Source organism: Phytopseudomonas daroniae, from assembly GCF_004327275.1.
GTDB classification, from domain to species: domain Bacteria; phylum Pseudomonadota; class Gammaproteobacteria; order Pseudomonadales; family Pseudomonadaceae; genus Aquipseudomonas; species Aquipseudomonas daroniae.
Map to the genome: position 1 here is coordinate 94,488 of NZ_QJUJ01000012.1, position 16,657 is coordinate 111,144.

Sequence of the window (16,657 nt, forward strand, 5' to 3'; positions counted from 1 at the left end):
AGACAGGTAATGCCAAGAATTCTGCTCACCTACCCGCCTTCCTCCGTGAACACCTGGTACGGTGAAAAAGCGATGAGCGAACTGGCTGACCTCGGCGAGCTGGTGCTAAGTCCGAAAGACGGGGTCTTGAGCGAGGACGAACTGATCGAACTGGCCAGCAATTGTGATCTGATCATCTCCGACAAACCGACGGCAGGCACGGAACGTCTGTTTCGCGAGGTACCGAGCCTGCTGGCTTACATACGCTGCGCCATGGACACCAAGAGCATCGATATCGATGCCGCATCCAGGCACGGCGTACTGGTCACCCAGGCCGGCCCAGGCTTCACCCATGCCGTCAGTGAATGGATCATCGCCCAGATGATCAACCTCGCACGGAGCCTGCCGCATTATTTCAGTGCTTATCAGCACGGCCAGATACCGACGCAACGCATGGGCAGCCAGTTGGCCGGCTCGACCGCCGGAATCATTGGCTTCGGCAACATAGCAACCGCCGTTGCGCCCGTGCTCCGCGCACTGGGGGTGAAGATCCTCGCCCATGACCCCTACCTGACCGACAGTCCGGATGGCGTCGAAGCCGTTGATCTCGACACGCTGCTCGAACGATCCGATCAGGTGATCTGCCTGGCGCGCCACAGCGTGGAAACGGACAACATGGCCAATGCTGCATTCTTCGCAAAAATGAAACCGGGCGCCTTTTTCATCAACGCCTCCCGCGGTGGCCTGGTCGACGAAGCAGCGCTTGCCGACGCACTGGCATGTGGGCACCTGGCGGGAGCGGCGATTGACGTGGGTCGCGGTCATGATGATCACCCGACCGCAACCCTGGCGCAGCGTCCCGACATCATCGCCACACCACACATTGGTGGCATGGTGCCGGAAGCAATCATCTATCAGGTGTTCAGAACCGTGCAGCAGGCCCGCTCGATTCTTGCCGGCAGTATCCCCGAAGGCTCGCTGAATCCTGACGATGCGCGCCGCCTGACCACTCGTGGCCGTTGGATGCAGACACAAAGTCATCAGACAACCTAAATTTAAGAAGGTATCTCGATATCGGCCACTCAAAGCCCTCAGACCATGATGCAGAAACCCTTATAAATCAGCCTTCATGGCTTCATAGAGCGACTCGATCGAACGATATTGTTGTTTTGTGAGCGCGTTGACAAACGAATCGAGGGATGCCGATAATCCCACCATGTCATACGACAACAGATGACAATCTCCAAATAACAACAAGCAGAGAACAGGCCTCCCGCCCATGACTACGACTTCCAACGCCCAACCACCCTTCCATCGCCTGCTGCTCACTGGTGCGGCAGGCGGACTGGGCAAGGTACTGCGCGAACGTCTGCAGCCCCTGACCAAGATTTTGCGTCTCTCGGACATCGCCGAAATGGCACCGGCCGAAGGTGACCATATCGAAGTGCAGATCTGCGACCTGGCCGACAAGCAGGCCGTTCATCAGCTCGTTGAAGGTGTCGACGCGATTCTGCACTTTGGCGGGGTTTCGGTGGAGCGTCCGTTCGAGGAAATCCTCGGCCCGAACATCAGCGGTGTATTCCATATCTACGAAGCAGCGCGTCGCCACGGCGTCAAACGCGTCATCTTCGCCAGCTCCAACCATGTTATCGGCTTCCACAAGCAGACCGACACCATCGACGCCAGCGCCCCGCGCCGTCCGGATGGTTACTACGGCCTGTCGAAGTCCTACGGCGAAGACATGGCCACCTTCTACTTCGATCGCTACGGCATCGAAACCGTCAGCATTCGCATCGGTTCCTCATTCGTCGAACCGCTCAATCGCCGCATGATGAGCACCTGGCTGAGCTACGACGATCTGCTACAACTGATCGAGCGCGGCCTCACCACACCAAACGTCGGCCACACCGTGGTTTACGGCGCCTCGGCGAACAAGACCGTCTGGTGGGACAACCGCCTGGCCGCTCATCTGGGTTTCGAGCCCAAGGACACTTCCGAGATTTACCGCGACAAGGTCGAGGCCCAGCCGCCAGTGGCTGCCGATGATCCGGCCGCGCTCTATCACGGTGGCGCCTTCGCGGCTGCCGGCCCGTTTGGCGACGACTGATAGCTCGTCCTTTCGATAACAATAACAAGAGGTCGGACATGCCCATGCAAGCCGAACTGATTCTTGATGCCCGCAATGCAACGGGTGAAAGCCCGGTGTGGAGCGTGCAGGATCAGGCCCTTTACTGGGCCGATATCCCCAACAAACGCCTGTACCGCTGGAACCTGGCAGACGCCACCACGCAAAGTTGGGAAGCGGACGAGATGCTCGCCTGCATCGCCCGGCGCGCTGATGGCAGCTGGATCGCCGGCATGCAAAGCGGGATCTTCCAACTGAGCACCGGCGATGACGGCCGCCTGACCGGCGAACGCCTGGTCGAGGTCAGCCACGCCCACGACAACATGCGCTTCAACGATGGCCGTTGCGACCGCCAGGGCCGTTTCTGGACGGGTAGTATGCTCATGGACATGGCGGCAGGCGCCAACGTCGGCGCGCTGTATCGCTATGACGGCGCCGGACAGACCACCCTCCCCGTGCTGCTGGACGACCTGATCGTCCCTAATGGCCTGGGCTTCAGCCCTGACGGCCGCACCATGTACCTGTCCGACTCGCACCCGTCGGTGCAGGCCATCTGGGCGTTCGATTACGACATCGACAGCGGCACGCCGCACAACCGCCGCCTGTTCGTCGACATGAACGACTACCCTGGCCGTCCCGATGGTGCCGCGGTGGATGCCGAAGGCTGCTACTGGATCTGCGGAAACGATGCCGGCCTGATTCACCGTTTCACGCCAGCCGGTCGCCTCGACCGCTCTCTGGCCGTACCGGTGAAGAAACCGACCATGTGCGCCTTCGGCGGCCCCAATCTCGATACCTTGTATGTCACTTCGATTCGCCCGGGCGGCAACCTGGACGATCAACCTCTGGCTGGCGGCGTGTTCGCCCTGCAGCCAGGCGTCAGTGGCCTTGAAGAAACACCGTTCCAGTCCTGATTACCAACATCTGGGGAACCCGTTGATCCGACGGGCCACTCTGGAACTTCATAACGCTGCACACCAACAACAACAAAACGGAGATTCACATGAATTTCAAGCGCAAGTTGCTCATTGCCGCACTCCCTCTGGCTTTCGGCCTGTCCAGCCTGGCACAGGCTGACATGACCCTGAAGATCGCGGAAATTCACCCGGCCGGCTACCCGACCGTGGTGGCGATGGAAAACCTCGGCAAGAAACTGGAAGCTGCTACCAACGGAGAAATCAAGGGCCGTATGTTCTCAGGCGGCGTGCTCGGTTCCGAGAAGGAAGTGATCGAACAGACCCAGATCGGCGCCGTTCAGCTGACTCGCGTCAGCCTCGGTTCGGTCGGCCCGGTGGTTCCGGCCACTAACGTGTTCAATATGCCCTTCGTCTTCCGCGACATCGACCATATGCGCAAAGTGGTGGACGGTGAAATCGGCCAGGAAATCCTCGATGCCATCACCAACTCCGACTTCAACATGGTCGGCCTGGCATGGATGGAAGCCGGTAGCCGCAGCCTCTACACCAAGAAACCGGTGCGTAAGCTGGAAGACCTGAAGGGCATGAAAATCCGCGTGATCGGCAATCCGCTGTTCATCGATACCCTGAACGCCATGGGTGCCAACGGCATCGCCATGGACACCGGTGAAATCTTCAGCGCCCTGCAGAGCGGTGTGATCGACGGTGCCGAGAACAACTCGCCGACCCTGCTCGAGCACAACCACTTCCGCGTGGCCAAGTACTACACCCAGACTCACCACCTGATCCTGCCCGAGCCGCTGCTGATGTCCAAGACTACCTGGGAGAAACTGACCCCGGAGCAGCAGACACTGGTCAAGAAACTGGCCAAGGAAGCACAACTGGAAGAGCGTGACCTGTGGGTAGCCAAGGAAACCGCCAGCGACGAGAAGCTCAAAGCCGAAGGCGTCGAGTTCATCGAAGTGGACACCAAACCATTCTACGAAGCGACCGCTCCGGTTCGTGAGAAGTACGGTGTTCAGTACGCCGATCTGATCAAGCGCATCGAAGCCGTTCAGTAATCCTCTCGCGCAAGCGCATGGAGTCGGCGTATTGCCGGCTCCATGCAATCCGGTGAAGTCTCATGAAAAACCTGGTTCTAGGCGTCAACGACGCCATCTACCGTGCCTGTATCGCTACCGCCGGCCTGGCAATCGTGATCATGGCCACGATCATCCCCTGGGGCGTATTTAGTCGTTACGTGCTGGGTCAAGGATTGGGCTGGCCCGAGCCTATCTCCATCCTGCTGATGGTGCTGTTCACCTTCGTCGGTGCCGCCGCCAGCTACCGCGCTGGCGCTCACATGGCTGTGACTTCGCTGACCGATCGCCTGCCACAAACCCTGGCACCGCTGATCACTCTATTCGTGCGCCTGACCATGGGAGCGGTTGCGCTGTTCATGCTGATCTGGGGTTACAAGCTCTGCGCTGCGACTTGGCATCAGTATCTGAGCACCCTTCCTTCGGTAAATGTTGGCATCAGCTACCTACCGATTCCGCTGGGTGGATTCATCACCCTTATGTTCGTCATCGAGCAATTGCTATACGGCGATCAGAACAAACGTCGAGTCGTTGATTTCGAGCATATCGAAGACTCCAAGGAGGCCGTGTAATGGATGCCGCCATTCTCTTAGGCAGCTTCATCGTCCTGATCCTGCTACGCGTCCCCGTCGCTTACTCGCTCGGCATCGCAGCCCTTATTGGCGCCTGGTGGATCGATATCCCTCTGCACGCCGTGATGATCCAGATCGCCGGTGGCGTGAACAAATTTTCTCTGCTTGCCATTCCATTCTTCGTGCTGGCCGGTGCAATCATGGCCGAAGGCGGCATGGCTCGGCGCCTGGTGGCCTTCGCCGGCGTACTTGTCGGTTTCGTACGCGGCGGCCTGTCGCTGGTGAACATCACCGCGTCCACCTTCTTTGGTGCCATCTCCGGCTCGTCCTTGGCCGACACCGCGTCGGTGGGTTCGGTGCTGATTCCGGAAATGGAGAAAAAGGGCTATCCACGTGAATTCGCCACCGCCGTGACCGTTTCCGGCTCGGTACAGGCACTGCTTACCCCGCCCAGCCACAACTCGGTCATCTACTCGCTGGCCGCTGGTGGCACAGTGTCAATCGCCGCGCTGTTCATGGCAGGTATCGGCCCAGGTTTGCTGATGAGTGCAACCATGGCCACTCTGTGCCTGTGGTTCGCCAAGAAGCGCAACTATCCGAAAGGTGAAGTGATCCCGCTGCGTCAGGCGATCAAGATCTGCGTCGAAGCGCTGTGGGGCCTGATGACCATGGTCATCATCCTCGGCGGCATCCTCTCTGGCGTGTTCACCGCCACCGAGTCCGCTGCTGTGGCGGTGATCTGGGCGTTCTTCGTCACCATGTTCATCTACCGCGACTACAAGTGGCGCGAACTGCCGAAGATGCTGCATCGCACCGTACGCACACTGTCGATCGTGATGATCCTCATCGCCTTCGCGGCGGCGTTCGGCTACATCATGACGCTGATGCAGATCCCTTCGAAGATCACTACCGCGTTCCTGGCCTTCTCGGACAACCGTTACGTGATCCTGATGTGCGTCAACTTCATGCTGCTGGTACTCGGCACGTTGATGGACATGGCACCGCTGATCCTGATCCTCACCCCGATCCTGCTGCCAGTGGTGACCTCCTTCGGAGTCGACCCGGTGCATTTCGGCATGATCATGCTGGTCAACCTGGGCATCGGTTTGATCACACCACCCGTTGGGGCGGTACTGTTCGTGGGTGCCGCGATCGGCAAAGTGACCATCGAAGCGACAGTGAAGGCGCTGCTGCCGTTCTACGCCGCTCTGTTCATGGTTCTGATGGCTGTGACCTACATCCCGGCAATCTCGCTGTGGCTGCCTAGCGTCGTACTCTGATACTGCTACACCCGCGGCGGGTCGCGTGCATAACGCGACCCGCCGTTTTTTTAGCGCAGCGAGAACGGCCACCAAACCGTCAGGCGCTCAAGGCTAAACACGATACGGAAATTGCTTCCATGACCTCTCCTGCCCTGTTTCCCCGCCACATCGCTGTTCTGCTACTGGCTCTGCTGGCCTGCTCCTTCGCCGGCAACCACATCGCTGCACGTATCGCATTCGACAACGACACCGGCCTGCTGCTGGCGATTCTGTGCCGTTCCGGTGTAACCATGCTGGTGCTGCTGGGCATCGTGCTCTGGCAACGCCAGGCTCTGCAGATGCCGCCGGGCACCTGGCGCTGGCAATTGCTGCTGGGCCTGCTGATCGCCACCCAGAGCATTTGCCTGTATTCCGCCGTGGCGCGCATTCCAGTGGCGCTGGCGCTGCTGATCGGCAACACCTTCCCGATCATCCTTGCTCTGCTCACCTGGGCACTGGGTGGCTCGGCGCCGACGCGTCGCACGGTAATGCTCATGGGCCTGATCCTGGTGGGCCTGGTATTCGCCCTGGATCTGCCCGCACGCCTGAGCGCCAGCGAACCGGCCGGCCCGGAATGGATGGTTGGAGTGAGCGTGTCGTTCCTGGCCGCCTGCGTGTTCGCCTGCGCGCTGTGGATCACCGACCACAAGCTGTCGAGCCTGCGCGGCTCGGTGCGCAGCATGCTGACCCTGATGATCGTGTTCAGCAGCATGGCCATCGCCGGCAGCGCCGACCTGATTCCCGGCGGCATGAACCTGCCAGGCAACTCCACCGGCTGGATGGCACTGGGCGCCCTGGTACTGCTCTACGGCATCGCCTTCTGCATGCTGTTCGTCACCGTACCGCGCCTGAACATGGCCAAGAACGCACCGGTGATGAACATGGAGCCCATTGCCACGCTGCTGTTCGGCTGGCTGCTGCTGGATCAGATATTGAGCGGTATGCAGATGATCGGCGGCGCGATCGTGCTGGCGGGGATCGTACTGCTGACGTATCGCAAGGATGCCTGAGAGTCTGTCTACGATCAGTTGCGCATCGGCCCTGCGGCATCAGAGGTTCGCCACCTCGGCTCACACTGCCTTGGTGTTGAGAAGCCGCACGCCCAGGCCAATGAAAACGGCCCCGGTGATGCGCTTCAATATCGCCGCCCAGTGGGCGGCGTTGAGGCGCTTGCTGAATCGGTAGGCGGTGTAACAGTAGAGCGAATGGACGGTGACCACGATAGCCGCGATGGTGAGGTACATCACCAGAAACTGCCCTGCGATGGGTCGGCCATGATCGAGGAACTGCGGTAAGAAAGCGCAAAGAAAGATCAACGTCTTGGGGTTGCTCGCCGAGACCAGAAACGCCTCCGCGCCAATCCTCCATTTCGCGCTCGGCGGAAACGCCGGCACCTCGCCCGTTGCCCCGGTGGCTGGGGCACGGAAGAACAGTTGGCACACGCCGAGGTATATCAGATAACCGGCACCAGCGATCTTCAAGGCCAGAAAGGCCGAGGGCACGGCAATGAGGATAGCGCCCACGCCCAAGGCGACCCCGCTGATCACCAGCAGTTGCGCGACAAGGTTGCCGACGAAGGTCAGCCCCATGGCATATGGCCCGTAACGCAAGGCGTTACGCACGATCAGCAGCACGTTCGGCCCGGGTGTCAACGTGGTGGCGAGGTATGCCAGGGAAAAGGTCAACCAGAGGTACAACTCCATGATGGCGATTCTCGTTGTAATGAAGAGCCTGGCCCGCAAGATCGTAAACAGAGTCCAAGGGGCCCCCTTGGTCTGGAAGGCTCAGGCTTGCTTGACGACCACTTCCGCTGCCTCATGGGCCTGACGCAGCCGCTCGCGGCTGTTGGTCAGGTGCAGGCGCATGGCGGCACGAGCGGCGTCGGAGTCCTGGCGAGCAATCGCTTCGTAGATCTGCTCATGCTCACGCTCCAGGCGCGCCATGTAGTGAGCATGATCATCGTGGGCGATACGTGCCGAGTTCAGTCGGGTACGTGGAATGATGCTGGTACCCAGATGACTCATGATGTCAGTGAAGTAGCGGTTGCCGGTCGCGTGGGCGATCTGCAGGTGGAACTGGAAATCGGACGATACCGCATCGCTTTCATGGGCCGCGCCTTCATTCAGCGCGTCGAGCGCCTGGCGCATCGACGCCAGTTGCTCGGCGGTACGCCGCTGGGCAGCCAGGCCAGCCGACTCCACTTCCAGGCTGATACGCAGCTCGAGCACTGCCAGCACTTCACGCAGCGTGACGATGGTCGCCGGGTCGATACGGAAGCCACCAGGGTTCGGCATGTCCAGTACGAAGGTGCCAATGCCATGGCGGGTTTCTACCAGGCCGGAAGCCTGCAACCGCGACAGTGCTTCGCGCACCACGGTACGGCTGACGCCCTGCTCTTCCATGATCGCCGACTCGGTCGGCAATTTATCGCCACGCTTGATCACCCCATCGCGAATGCGCTGGGAAAGCTCCGCGACCAACTCCTGAGCCAGGCTGCGATGCTTGCGTCGCGCGCGTGGCGGCGTGTTCTGATTTTCCATAGCAATCATTATCGTCTGGATAGCCAAACTGCATCATATATCAGGCGGTTGTATGATGACACGTTCTTCGTTTATCTCCGGCAAATGACTCGTTAACTGCACAGGTACCGCACCATGCCGCTCGACACCTTGCATCTGCAGGATCGCTTCACCCGCCTCACGCTGGCGCCGCAGACCGGCGGCAGCATCGCCAACTGGACGGTCAAGGACAGCGGTCAGCCCTTGCTGCGCCCTAGCGATGAGCAGGCCTTGCAGGCTGGCACTCCTCGCCGGCTCGGCTGCTACCCGCTGGCCCCCTGGTCGAACCGTATCAGCGATGGCGGCTTCGATAATCCGCAAGGCTGGCTCGCTCTGGAAGCCAACGCAGACAACTCACCCATGCCGATTCATGGCAGCGCCTGGCAGCAACCCTGGCAAGTGGTCGAGCACAGCGAAGATTCGGCCCTGTTGCGCCTGGAAAGCCAGATACCGTTCGCCTATGTCGCACAGCAACGAATTCGTCTGCACGAAGGCCGTCTGGACATCCACCTGCAGGTTACCCATATGGCTGACGCCCCGATGTGGCATGGCCTGGGCCTGCATCCCTACTTTCCACGCCTGCCAAACACCCGCTTGCAGGCTCGTGCAGAACAAGTCTGGCAATGCGGCAGTGACAGCCTGCCGACCCATCTCAGCGAATTACCGGCAGACTGGAATTTCGCCGAAGAGCGCGATCTGCCACTGCAACACACCGACAACGCCTTTACCGACTGGAATGGCCAGGCGCGCATTCTGCAGCCCGACGCCGGCTACAGCCTGGATATCAGTGCAGAAGGCAGCGGCCTGTACCTGCTGTTCTGCCCCGAACAGATGCCGTTCTTCTGCTTCGAGCCAGTCAGTCACCCGGTCAACGCCCACCATATGCCCGGCAAGCCGGGACTGGTGCTGTTACGCAGGGGGCAGAGCCACAGCCTGACTTTCAGCCTGCAATACAACCCGCTGACCTGAAGCAACACCGGTCACATCCTGCGACGGCGGTACTGGACTTTCGATGTACTTTGACGATAATCAACCGCCTTACCCTATCTCCGGCCGCGCGTGCCGCGAATAACCGGAACTTTGGTGGGGTAAACGTTTCAAACAGATGTGGCGACCGTATCAGTAAGACCGCCCGGTCTTACGTTGTCGCCCCTCTCCTTATCAGAAATCATGGGTACTATCGTGACGAAAGACGAACTGCGCGCCGAACTCGAGCGCCAGGCGCAGCGTTACAAGGATGTATACGGCGGTGAGGTCATCACTTACGCCGCCCAACCGGATCCGGAACGCAAGCCGTGGCGCAAGCGAGCCAGCCTGCTCGATCAGGCATTCGATAAAGAAATCGAAAAGATCGAGAAAGACTTGTCCAGCAAGGCTGAAGCCAGGGCCGAAAACGCCAGCGCCTGACGACCTGATCAATGCCTGCTAGCGCGCAAGCCCCTCCGGCACGGCTGATTCAGCGCCGCTTGGATGTGGACTTGCCGCCCAGTAAAGACCCCATCAAGCCCCGAACCAGCTGCCGACCGAGCTGATTGGCGACTTGGCGCATGGCACTTTTCACCGCCTGGCCGGCCAACCCACCGAGAAACTCGCCGGCCACGCTGGTGGTAGACGGCACCTCCTTGCCCGCCTGAACCTGCTCACTCGCCTGGGCCGCGCGTGCGGTCAGAATCTCGTAAGCCGACTCCCGGTCAAAGGGCTTGTCGTAACGACCGGCCAACGGCGACTGACGAATCAAGCCAGCGCGCTCACCCTCCGACAGCGGCCCAATACGCGACTGCGGCGGTGCAATGGCGACACGCTGCACCATTGCTGGTGTGCCTTTATCCTCCAGTGTTCCCACCAGGGCTTCACCGATACCCAGCTCGGTCAGCACCGACAGACAATCGAACGCCGGATTGGGACGAAACCCATCAGCCACCGCCCGTAGCGCCTTCTGCTCCCGTGTGGTGAATGCCCGCAGGCCATGCTGAATGCGCAAACCAAGCTGCGCCAGCACATCGTCCGGCAGGTCGCCCGGCGACTGGGTGACGAAATACACGCCCACGCCTTTCGAGCGGATCAGCCGCACCACCTGCTCCAGCCGCGCCTGCAAGGCCTTCGGCGTATCGGCAAAAAGCAGATGCGCCTCATCGAAGAACAGCGCCAGGATCGGTTTGTCGGCATCGCCGCGTTCGGGCAGTTGCTCGAACAACTCAGCCAACAGCCATAGCAGGAAGGTGGCATAGACCTTGGGCGCCTCATGCACCAGGCGGCTGGCATCGAGCAGGTGAATACGGCCGCGGCCATCACGATCCGGCTGCATGATGTCTTCGAGCTGCAGCGCCGGCTCGCCGAACAGCGCCTCGCCACCCTGCTGCTCCAGGCTGGCCAGACGCCGCAACAACGCTTGCGACGATGTCGTGGTGAACAACGCGCTATCGGCGCCCAGCACCTGCGGCTGTTCCTTGAGGTGAGTCAGCAGCGCCTTGAGATCCTTCAGGTCGAGTAGCAACAGCCCTTCACGGTCGGCCACCTTGAACGCGGCATACAGCGCCGCCTGCTGGCTATCGGTGAGCTCCAGCAATGCGCCCAGCAACAAGGGGCCCATTTCACTCAGGGTAGTGCGCAGCGGATGGCCGCTTTGCCCGTGCACGTCCCACAGGCTGACCGGATAGGCCGTCGGGCTGTGCGCCAGCCAGGGCATGCTGGCGATACGCTCTGCAATCTTGCCCTGAGGCGCACCCGCGGCGCCGAGGCCACACAGGTCGCCCTTCACATCGGCAGCAAAGACGGCGACGCCCGCATCGCTGAAATTCTCGATCAGACGCTGCAAGGTCACGGTCTTGCCGGTACCCGTGGCACCGGCGATGAGGCCGTGGCGGTTGGCCAGGCGCAGTGATTGCCCGACTGTCTGGCCATCGCCGTCAGCCCCGAAAACGAATTGCTGATTCAAAGACATAATGCCGTCCCTTGGATTAAAGCCTTGCAGCCTCGATGCCGACCTAAACGCCAGGCGAAGCCCCATCAGCCTTCGCCGGTCGGTCCACCCGCTCCATTCGCCAAATGGCGACGTCCCACCAGACTGATTCTAGTGACTTGCGGACGCAAGATGCCGTGATGAGAAACCTGCAGCTCGGCCACAGAATTCTGCTGGCCACCACCCTCGTGCTACGGTCGCCTTCGCGCCGCTCAGTCTCTACAACGACAGCCGACAGCGCTACGTCGAGAAAAAACGTGGCAGTCGCCAACCAGGCCGGCGAGCGCCTGGGTAGCGCCACCAACCGCATTGGTGAGGTCGATGGTATGCCCCCGTCAGTAACCACTTTTCAGGGTCAATTACTTGTCCGGCGTGACGTCCCGCTCGCGCTGCAGACGCTGCCACAGCGCTTCGGCACCTTCGAAGTCGGTGCCATCCTCTTCGCTCAACGCCTCCGGATCGTAACGCCGAACGCAACCCTCACCCAGAGTGGGTGGTGGCATGGCCGTACCGGGCTCGCGTGGTTTGTCGTCGCTCATGGCATTTCAGGCGCGTTGGTGGCCTTCTTCATGCTGGGCGAACTCCTTCACAGCCAGCAACACATCGTGACGGCTGATCTGACCGACCAGCTTACCGCCTTCCACTACGGGGAAACGTCGGCGCCGCCCTTTCAGGAAACGCTCGGCCAGATCGATGATATCGGCTTCCGGCGAAGTGGTTTCGACGTTGGCGGTCATGTAAGAGCTGATGGTTCCGCCAGTAGACTCGTAATAGGCCCCCTGAAGAATGCCACGCAGACAATCGCCTTCCGACAGCAGACCGACCAGACGACCCTGACCGTCGACCACCGGCGCGCCGGAAATACGGTGCTCCAGCAATCGGTTGATGGCCGTGAACAGATCGGTGTCGGCATGGAAGGTGACCAAATGACGGGTCATGTAATCACGCACTTTTACGGACTTGAGCATGAACGCGGACTCCCTTATTCGAGCATCGGGCCGAATGGATCAATCGAACACGACGGTCTTGTTGTTGTGCACCAATACCCGGTCTTCCAAGTGATAGCGCAGACCGCGGGAAAGCACCATCTTTTCCACGTCCTTGCCGAGGCGCACCATCTCTTCGATGCTCTCGCGGTGACTGACGCGCACCACATCCTGCTCGATGATCGGCCCGGCATCCAGTTCTTCGGTCACATAGTGGGAGGTCGCGCCGATCAGCTTGACGCCTCGCAGCGAGGCCTGATGGTAAGGCTTGGCACCTACGAAGGACGGCAGGAAGCTGTGGTGAATGTTGATCACGCGCTGTGCATAGTCCTGACACAATTTGGGCGGCAGGATTTGCATGTAGCGAGCCAGCACGATGGCATCGGCGCGATGCTCTTCAACCAGGCGCGCGACCTCATCGAAAGCCGGCTGCTTGTTCTGCGGATCCACCGGCACATGGATGAAAGGAATGCCGTGCCACTCGACCATGCTGCGCAGGTCATCATGGTTGGAAATCACGCAGGGGATATCGCAATCGAGTTCATTGCTGTGCCAGCGATGCAGCAGGTCGGCCAGGCAGTGGGACTCACGGCTGGCCATCAACACGACGCGTTTCTTCTGCGCCGAATCGGTGATCCGCCACTCCATGGAGAATTCACGGGCGATCGGCGAGAACGCCTGGTTGAAGCCGTCGAGGTCGAAGGGCAACGAATCGGCACGAATTTCATGACGCATGAAGAACCAGCCGCTCTGCGTGTCCGAGTGGTGGCTCGCCTCGGTGATCCAGCCGTTGTAGGTCGCCAGGAAGTTACTGACCTTGGCCACGATGCCGGTACGGTCAGGGCAGGCGATGACCAGCCGAAAAGTGCGCATGAACAACTCCAGAGAATTAGCGAAGGCGCGCATTTTAGCCAGACTAACGAAAAACTGCAGTATCCCGACGGGCCTGACTGCGCGCCCTCCGTCAGCCTACCCCATGGTCGTGAGGAAAATCGCCGGTAAGCCAGGTGGTAACGCGCTCGCCAACAGACGAAAAGACGAGTAATTCCCGCATATTTTAAGTGCCAACAAAACAGTAAATTCGTGTTACCGACTGCAACTTCTCTTTGCCCCGTTTACTACAAAGCGGTTTACTTATAATTAACCGATGTCTACTATGAGCAATACTTGGCCACTACCCCCTGCATTAAAGGTAAGCACATGTCCCTGATCACCGAATACCGCAGCCTCGAAGAAAATATCAAAGAACTGCAAGAGCGCCTGAAGAACCTGTCGCAAGACGACAAACTCAAGAAAGAACTGGAATTCGAAGGCAAACTGCGCACCCTGATGGGCGAATACCAGAAGTCGCTGCGCGACATCATCGCTCTGCTCGATCCTGACGCTAAAGTCGGCAAAGGGCCGCGCAATGCCAAAGCTGCACCAACTGGCACCAAGCGCGCTCGTAAAGTTAAGCAGTACAAAAACCCGAACACTGGCGAAGTCATCGAAACCAAAGGTGGCAATCACAAAACGCTGAAAGAGTGGAAAGCCAAGTGGGGCGCTGACGTCGTTGAAGGCTGGGCCACCCTGCTGGGCTAATGCCAAACCGGGGCTGTGAGTCCATGAAGAACGCCAGCACTGCTGGCGTTTTTTATGGGCGCCATTACCAGGCCCTGGAAAGAAAACCACCACGAACAGAATCACCGTGAACCCGGCCTGTTCTGATCCGCAGAAATTTCCCCTCCTTCGTTTCCTTGCTGGCCGTACTAGTCAGCCATTGGTTTACAGTGCGTAACGCTGACGCAAGTCCCAAGCATGCGCTCTCCATGCCTCCAGTATTACTCGCTGAGCATCTGTCGCTCCGGTCAGGTATTGCGCCACGTCCGCCTCGAAACTCGCCAGGGTATTGGGCGCCCCCCACTCGGGTTGGCTAAGCCGTTGCTGACAGAACGCTTGCCAGCGCTGCTGTTCCTCACCATTCAAGGTCGCGGGAAAGTTGCGCGCTCGATAACGGAACAGTAATTCGGGTAACCGATGATCGTCGAAGGGCCAGCTCTGCGCCCCTAACTGTAATGGATCGCTAGTACGCACTTGCTCACACAGTCGTCGGTCACGATCGCCGATAAAACCGTCATACAACTGCTGTTCCGGATCAATGGCTGTGGCAAAACTTTCCTCTTCATAGATCTGCAGCAATTTGTCCTGCCACTCGGGCTGACAATCGATCAGGCGCTGTGCGCGAGCCAGGTAATCAGCCTTATCCAACTGCAGCCGCTGACAATCCTCCGCACGCAACACATTCAACGGGGCAACCACCGGGCACCGGTTGATATGGATAAGTTTGAGTGGCACCGGTTGTTCGCCTTCGGCTAACTCATCTCGCCGGGTATACAGACGACGGCGCAGCGTCTCGCCATCTTCTTCCAGCAACGGGGCAGCATCGAGGTGCAGGTCGCAAACGATCAACGCGTTGCGATTGCGCGGATGCCAGGCCAGCGGTAGCACGATGCCCAGATAATGACGAGCCCCGGCAAACCGCCCGGATACGTGCACCAGCGGCTGCAACAAGCGGATCTGGTCGAGCACCCGCTGCTTGCTGCGCAACCCGTAGAGGTAATCGTAGAGCTTCGGTTGGCGCTCGCGCACCAGACGCGCCAGAGCGATGGTGGCGCGCACATCGGACAGCGCATCGTGGGCCTGACCATGCTCGATGCCGTTGGCGACGGTCAGCCGCTCGAGTTTGAGGCTGACGCCCGCCTCGTCCTGCGGCCACTCGATACCCTCCGGGCGCAATGCATACGCAGTTCGCACCATGTCGATGAGATCCCAGCGACTATTGCCACCCTGCCACTCGCGCGCATAAGGATCGAAGAAGTTGCGATACAGGCTGTAGCGCGTCACCTCGTCATCGAAACGCAGGCTGTTGTAACCCACGCCACAGGTACCAGGGCGTGCCAGTTCGGCATGCACGCGCGTCATGAATTCGGCTTCGCCCAGCCCCTCGCGAGCCAGCCGCTCAGGGCCAATACCGGTAATCAGGCAGGCGGCCGGGTGTGGCAGGATGTCGTCGCTGGGCTGGCAATAGAGATTGAGCGGCGCTTCGATTTCGTTGAGCTGCTCATCGGTGCGGATACCCGCGACCTGGAGTGGCCGATCACGGCGCGGGTCGATGCCCGTCGTTTCGTAGTCGTACCAGAAGAGACTGGTGGGCACGGCGTGCTCCTATGGCGAGTGAACGTCGCAGTCTAGGTTCGTTACCGCTTCATCACAAACCACAAAACCCGATTAAAAGCTTGATCGCCCGCACACCTGGGTGAAGCCGCAGTGCGTTTGTCCTTGTGACGTTCTTCTTCCACTACAATATCAAGAAACAATCTTACTCACACTCGCCAAGGATGAATCATGAGTGACGCTATCTCCACCAATCCCTACGCCGTCCCCACCAGCGAGTTGCAGGAAGCGCCCAGTGGCGACCAGACACCCAGCATCGAACAGGCGCTGAGCCGCGGTTACGATTTCAGCATCGGCTCACTGATCAGCGAAGCCTGGCAACTGACCAAGGGCACCAAAGGCATCATCATCGGTGGTTTCCTGGTGTTTTACGTGGCGATGTTCATTGCCTCGTTCGTGATCGGTGCAGTACTCGGCGTGTTCACCCTGTTCAGCGACAACCTGATTCTGATCATCATAAGCCAGGTTGTGACGACCATCCTCGCGTCTGCTGCGGCTTACCCCTTCATGGCCGGCCTGAACATGGTCGGTATCCGCCGTGCAGCCGGACAACCGTTTAGCTTCAATGAAATTTTCAGCCACTTCGGTCGTACCGTACCGCTGCTGATCACCGCGGTGGTGATGATGCTGCTCATCTATATCGGTATCTTCCTGTTGGTGCTTCCAGGCATCTACCTGGCGGTCGCCTACATGCTGGCGATTCCTCTGGTGGTCGAGCGTGGCCTGTCGCCCTGGCAAGCCCTGGAAACCTCGCGCAAGGCCATCAGCCAGCACTGGTTCAAGGCATTCGGTCTGTTCCTGCTGCTCGGCCTGATCGTCGCCATCAGCGCCATCCCGCTGGGCATCGGCCTGATCTGGAGCGTACCTCTGTTCGTCGTGGCCATGGGCGTGCTGTACCGCACCATCTTCGGCGTGCTGCCCGTCGCACGCTAAGGCCCTTCCACCTGGCCGCGTTCGCGCTGTCAGGT

At 59.9% G+C, this 16,657-nt stretch carries 18 protein-coding genes; 11 read left to right on the forward strand and 7 right to left on the reverse strand.

The window, feature by feature from the left end; translation table 11 throughout:
- Positions 1-9 precede the first annotated feature (9 nt).
- The 7 genes from DNK10_RS22815 to DNK10_RS22845 all read left to right on the forward strand — a co-directional run bounded on the left by DNK10_RS22815 (position 10) and on the right by DNK10_RS22845 (position 6,983).
- Positions 10-1,032 (forward strand): NAD(P)-dependent oxidoreductase, encoded by a 1,023-nt coding sequence (locus DNK10_RS22815; protein ID WP_131193137.1) that lies wholly within the window; start codon positions 10-12, stop codon positions 1,030-1,032.
- 226 nt (positions 1,033-1,258) lie between these two features.
- Entirely contained in the window at positions 1,259-2,086 is an 828-nt protein-coding gene (locus DNK10_RS22820; protein WP_131179764.1) for an NAD-dependent epimerase/dehydratase family protein, read from the forward strand.
- 44 nt (positions 2,087-2,130) lie between these two features.
- Positions 2,131-3,018 carry an SMP-30/gluconolactonase/LRE family protein gene (locus DNK10_RS22825; protein ID WP_131179912.1) on the forward strand — a complete coding sequence of 296 codons (888 nt, stop codon included), beginning with the start codon at positions 2,131-2,133 and terminating at the stop codon, positions 3,016-3,018.
- Positions 3,019-3,107: 89 nt separating this feature from the next.
- Positions 3,108-4,082 carry a TRAP transporter substrate-binding protein gene (locus tag DNK10_RS22830; RefSeq protein WP_131179763.1) on the forward strand — a complete coding sequence of 325 codons (975 nt, stop codon included), beginning with the start codon at positions 3,108-3,110 and terminating at the stop codon, positions 4,080-4,082.
- 62 nt (positions 4,083-4,144) lie between these two features.
- Positions 4,145-4,672: a TRAP transporter small permease gene (locus DNK10_RS22835; protein ID WP_131179762.1), complete on the forward strand. Its 528-nt coding sequence runs from the start codon at positions 4,145-4,147 to the stop codon at positions 4,670-4,672.
- Positions 4,672-5,952, forward strand: a complete 1,281-nt coding sequence (locus tag DNK10_RS22840) for a TRAP transporter large permease (RefSeq protein WP_131179761.1) — start codon at positions 4,672-4,674, stop codon at positions 5,950-5,952. Before DNK10_RS22835 ends, DNK10_RS22840 begins: the two co-directional genes overlap by 1 nt.
- Positions 5,953-6,071: 119 nt before the next feature.
- Entirely contained in the window at positions 6,072-6,983 is a 912-nt protein-coding gene (locus DNK10_RS22845) for an EamA family transporter (protein WP_131193138.1), read from the forward strand.
- Between the two features lie 60 nt (positions 6,984-7,043).
- Here DNK10_RS22845 and DNK10_RS22850 read toward each other — a convergent pair whose 3' ends face one another.
- Both DNK10_RS22850 and DNK10_RS22855 read right to left on the reverse strand, forming a co-directional pair.
- The gene (locus DNK10_RS22850) at positions 7,044-7,676 is read right to left on the reverse strand and encodes a LysE family translocator (RefSeq protein WP_131193139.1); all 633 of its coding nucleotides are present in this window, start codon (positions 7,674-7,676) and stop codon (positions 7,044-7,046) included.
- Between the two features lie 81 nt (positions 7,677-7,757).
- A complete protein-coding gene (locus DNK10_RS22855) occupies positions 7,758-8,513 on the reverse strand; it encodes a FadR/GntR family transcriptional regulator (RefSeq protein ID WP_131179759.1) in 756 nt (251 codons plus the stop codon).
- Between the two features lie 114 nt (positions 8,514-8,627).
- Here DNK10_RS22855 and DNK10_RS22860 point away from each other — a divergent pair, with 114 nt between their 5' ends.
- Both DNK10_RS22860 and DNK10_RS22865 read left to right on the forward strand, forming a co-directional pair.
- Positions 8,628-9,500, forward strand: a complete 873-nt coding sequence (locus DNK10_RS22860; RefSeq protein ID WP_131193140.1) for an aldose 1-epimerase — start codon at positions 8,628-8,630, stop codon at positions 9,498-9,500.
- Positions 9,501-9,713: 213 nt separating this feature from the next.
- A complete protein-coding gene (locus tag DNK10_RS22865) occupies positions 9,714-9,938 on the forward strand; it encodes a hypothetical protein (RefSeq protein ID WP_131179757.1) in 225 nt (74 codons plus the stop codon).
- A 49-nt stretch (positions 9,939-9,987) separates the two neighbouring features.
- Here DNK10_RS22865 and DNK10_RS22870 read toward each other — a convergent pair whose 3' ends face one another.
- The 4 genes from DNK10_RS22870 to purU form a co-directional block, all read right to left on the reverse strand.
- On the reverse strand, positions 9,988-11,472 hold the full coding sequence (locus DNK10_RS22870) for a helicase HerA-like domain-containing protein (protein WP_131193141.1): 1,485 nt from the start codon (positions 11,470-11,472) through the stop codon (positions 9,988-9,990).
- 377 nt (positions 11,473-11,849) lie between these two features.
- The gene (locus tag DNK10_RS22875) at positions 11,850-12,029 is read right to left on the reverse strand and encodes a hypothetical protein (RefSeq protein WP_131193142.1); all 180 of its coding nucleotides are present in this window, start codon (positions 12,027-12,029) and stop codon (positions 11,850-11,852) included.
- 6 nt (positions 12,030-12,035) lie between these two features.
- The gene (locus DNK10_RS22880; RefSeq protein ID WP_131179754.1) at positions 12,036-12,458 is read right to left on the reverse strand and encodes a CBS domain-containing protein; all 423 of its coding nucleotides are present in this window, start codon (positions 12,456-12,458) and stop codon (positions 12,036-12,038) included.
- A 39-nt stretch (positions 12,459-12,497) separates the two neighbouring features.
- Positions 12,498-13,349 carry a formyltetrahydrofolate deformylase gene (purU, locus tag DNK10_RS22885; RefSeq protein WP_042556266.1) on the reverse strand — a complete coding sequence of 284 codons (852 nt, stop codon included), beginning with the start codon at positions 13,347-13,349 and terminating at the stop codon, positions 12,498-12,500.
- 327 nt (positions 13,350-13,676) lie between these two features.
- On the opposite strand from purU, the gene mvaT reads away from it, so the two are divergent.
- Entirely contained in the window at positions 13,677-14,057 is a 381-nt protein-coding gene (gene mvaT, locus DNK10_RS22890) for a histone-like nucleoid-structuring protein MvaT (RefSeq protein WP_131179752.1), read from the forward strand.
- A 183-nt stretch (positions 14,058-14,240) separates the two neighbouring features.
- Here the strand turns inward: mvaT and sbcB are convergent, their stop codons facing one another.
- A complete protein-coding gene (gene sbcB, locus DNK10_RS22895) occupies positions 14,241-15,671 on the reverse strand; it encodes an exodeoxyribonuclease I (protein WP_131193143.1) in 1,431 nt (476 codons plus the stop codon).
- A 189-nt stretch (positions 15,672-15,860) separates the two neighbouring features.
- On the opposite strand from sbcB, the gene DNK10_RS22900 reads away from it, so the two are divergent.
- Positions 15,861-16,622, forward strand: coding sequence for a DUF975 family protein (locus DNK10_RS22900; protein ID WP_131193144.1), 762 nt, complete (start codon positions 15,861-15,863; stop codon positions 16,620-16,622).
- Positions 16,623-16,657: the final 35 nt, after the last annotated feature.

Bases quoted from the DNA above. Each gene is read 5' to 3' on its own strand.
- DNK10_RS22815 (WP_131193137.1), top strand. From the start codon at position 10: ATGCCAAGAATTCTGCTCACCTACCCGCCTTCCTCCGTGAACACCTGG.
- DNK10_RS22820 (WP_131179764.1), top strand. From the start codon at position 1,259: ATGACTACGACTTCCAACGCCCAACCACCCTTCCATCGCCTGCTGCTC.
- DNK10_RS22825 (WP_131179912.1), top strand. From the start codon at position 2,131: ATGCAAGCCGAACTGATTCTTGATGCCCGCAATGCAACGGGTGAAAGC.
- DNK10_RS22830 (WP_131179763.1), top strand. From the start codon at position 3,108: ATGAATTTCAAGCGCAAGTTGCTCATTGCCGCACTCCCTCTGGCTTTC.
- DNK10_RS22835 (WP_131179762.1), top strand. From the start codon at position 4,145: ATGAAAAACCTGGTTCTAGGCGTCAACGACGCCATCTACCGTGCCTGT.
- DNK10_RS22840 (WP_131179761.1), top strand. From the start codon at position 4,672: ATGGATGCCGCCATTCTCTTAGGCAGCTTCATCGTCCTGATCCTGCTA.
- DNK10_RS22845 (WP_131193138.1), top strand. From the start codon at position 6,072: ATGACCTCTCCTGCCCTGTTTCCCCGCCACATCGCTGTTCTGCTACTG.
- DNK10_RS22850 (WP_131193139.1), bottom strand. From the start codon at position 7,676: ATGGAGTTGTACCTCTGGTTGACCTTTTCCCTGGCATACCTCGCCACC.
- DNK10_RS22855 (WP_131179759.1), bottom strand. From the start codon at position 8,513: ATGGAAAATCAGAACACGCCGCCACGCGCGCGACGCAAGCATCGCAGC.
- DNK10_RS22860 (WP_131193140.1), top strand. From the start codon at position 8,628: ATGCCGCTCGACACCTTGCATCTGCAGGATCGCTTCACCCGCCTCACG.
- DNK10_RS22870 (WP_131193141.1), bottom strand. From the start codon at position 11,472: ATGTCTTTGAATCAGCAATTCGTTTTCGGGGCTGACGGCGATGGCCAG.
- DNK10_RS22875 (WP_131193142.1), bottom strand. From the start codon at position 12,029: ATGAGCGACGACAAACCACGCGAGCCCGGTACGGCCATGCCACCACCC.
- DNK10_RS22880 (WP_131179754.1), bottom strand. From the start codon at position 12,458: ATGCTCAAGTCCGTAAAAGTGCGTGATTACATGACCCGTCATTTGGTC.
- purU (WP_042556266.1), bottom strand. From the start codon at position 13,349: ATGCGCACTTTTCGGCTGGTCATCGCCTGCCCTGACCGTACCGGCATC.
- mvaT (WP_131179752.1), top strand. From the start codon at position 13,677: ATGTCCCTGATCACCGAATACCGCAGCCTCGAAGAAAATATCAAAGAA.
- DNK10_RS22900 (WP_131193144.1), top strand. From the start codon at position 15,861: ATGAGTGACGCTATCTCCACCAATCCCTACGCCGTCCCCACCAGCGAG.